This is a genomic window from Phascolarctobacterium succinatutens CAG:287, from assembly GCF_000434895.1.
Lineage (GTDB): Bacteria > Bacillota > Negativicutes > Acidaminococcales > Acidaminococcaceae > Phascolarctobacterium_A > Phascolarctobacterium_A succinatutens_A.
The window spans coordinates 1-721 of sequence record NZ_FR892735.1 but is presented as its reverse complement, the minus strand read 5'-3'; the positions used below and the strand labels follow the sequence as shown (position 1 = coordinate 721).

1 protein-coding gene is annotated in these 721 nt (G+C 39.9%); it reads left to right on the top strand.

What is annotated here, in order from left to right:
- Positions 1–370 precede the first annotated feature (370 nt).
- The coding region (locus tag BN587_RS00020; RefSeq protein ID WP_044483853.1) for a restriction endonuclease at positions 371–721 on the top strand (351 nt) is incomplete at its 3' end.

Sequence of the window (721 nt, the reverse complement as noted above, 5' to 3'; positions counted from 1 at the left end):
CCTTTGAGCATAGAGAATTTTTTTAAGATGGCTGCTATTTTTGAGGTGCGACCGGAGTATTTGCTGCAGGAGCTGGCGCGGGTGACGCAAAGGAAGTGGAGCAGGAAGGGGGAGGATTGAGGAAAGAGTTGGCTTGTTAGAACAAGTTGCGTAAGAATCGGCTAAAAAGCCGTGACGTTCTATTTTTTTTATGCTAAAATAAAAATATATACAAATGAGTCCCCCTCCGAGACAGCGCAAATAAATGCCTTGTGGAGCGGGGCAGTTACCTGGCGATTTATGTAATGTTGTAAATCTCGGGGGGCTCCTTTTTTATACATCCAAAGCAGGTTGTGATACTTGTTTCGTATTGTAAAAAGGAGTTGGAGAGATGGCAACATTTTGGAGCATTATTCAGGATATAAGAAAAAAGGCTTATACTGAACATGACAAGGGTACTCACTTTGAAAGATTAATATGCAATTATTTAAAAACTTCCAAGAAATATGAGATTTTATTAAAAGAAGTTTGGCTGTGGAATGAGTTCCCATATAGAAAAGAATTCGGTGGCAGTGATACCGGTATAGATTTGGTTGCGTTAACAAAGGATGGTCACTATTGGGCGATTCAATGTAAGTGCTATGCGGATGATACTGTTATCAATAAAGCTGCCGTAGATTCCTTTTTGTCTACCTCATCGCGTCAATTTGTTGATGATAATTTTGAGCAGCAGAGCTTTAGC